This window comes from Photobacterium galatheae (genome assembly GCF_000695255.1).
Classification (GTDB): Bacteria; Pseudomonadota; Gammaproteobacteria; order Enterobacterales; family Vibrionaceae; genus Photobacterium; species Photobacterium galatheae.
On sequence record NZ_JMIB01000055.1, the window covers coordinates 1 to 1,048 of the forward strand.

A 1,048-nucleotide genomic window follows, 5' to 3' on the forward strand; every position below is an offset into this window, starting at 1 on the left:
GGCGCTGTTCGCATTAACTGTTGGTAACACTGACAGAAACTATACTTAAAGTATCCATTGGTGAGTTATAAGTAGCAGCATGGATACTTCTCCGTTCTTCAATATATTGTTCTCTTTGAGGCAGCTTTCCAATCGTCAGCTTCGGTCACTTTCGCTGCACGTGCAAAAACGTCTTGAAAAAGATGAACTAAACCAAGCTATGGAAACGAGAACACAGCGGTTAGACCACTGCCTCTTCTGCAATTGCCCGAAGATTATCCGATGGGGGTTCTCCGGTGATTTGCAGCGCTACCGTTGTCAAAAGTGTGGTAAGACATTCAATGAATTGACTAAAACCCCCTTTGCACGATTAAGAGCCAGAGAGAAACTACTCAATTATGCTGACTGCATGGTCACAGGCGCTACTTTAAGAGCGGCTGCAAAAACTTGCGAAATGGCATTATCGACTTCGTTTCGTTGGCGACACCGGCTGTTGACCATGCCTGAAGTCCACAAGGCTTCTCAATTAGGGGGGATTGTTGAAGCAGATGAGACATTTTTCCGAGAGTCGTTCAAAGGAAAACGACGAATTACCAGTCGCAAGCCAAGACATCATGGCCGGGCAAATAAAGGAGAAAAGATCCCGCTAATCCCGGTGCTGGTACTCTTAGACCGCTATGAGCAAGAAGCTGATTTTGTGCTTGAAAACAACACCATAGATGAAATACATCCTTGCATGCATAAACGTTTAACGAAAGGCTCAGTGTTGTGTACAGACGGAAGCCTGGTCTATCTCGCCATTGCTAAAGAAGAAGCGGTCCTGCACAAAAGGATCTTGAGCGACAATCCAGCGCGGACAATAGAAGACGGTACCTTCCATATACAAACACTGAACAATTACGTCAGTCGGTTAAAAGGCTGGATACGAAGATTTCATGGCGTAGGAACGGCATACCTAAGCAATTACCTAGCGTGGTGGCGCTTTATCGCCCAGCACAAAGCAGGGAAAAGGCAGAAATGGTTAGACGAGGCGTTGTCGTTTTAACCAACAGTTTATGAGAACAGCGCC

The 1,048-nt window shown here is 45.9% G+C and carries 1 protein-coding gene; it reads left to right on the forward strand.

Annotation, left to right across the window (positions count from 1 at the left end):
* Nucleotides 1-79 precede the first annotated feature (79 nt).
* Nucleotides 80-1,024, forward strand: a complete 945-nt coding sequence (locus EA58_RS20455; protein WP_036757458.1) for an IS1595 family transposase — start codon at nucleotides 80-82, stop codon at nucleotides 1,022-1,024.
* Nucleotides 1,025-1,048 lie beyond the last annotated feature (24 nt).

Coding starts and splice junctions, on each gene's coding strand:
- EA58_RS20455 (WP_036757458.1), top strand. CDS start 80: ATGGATACTTCTCCGTTCTTCAATATATTGTTCTCTTTGAGGCAGCTT.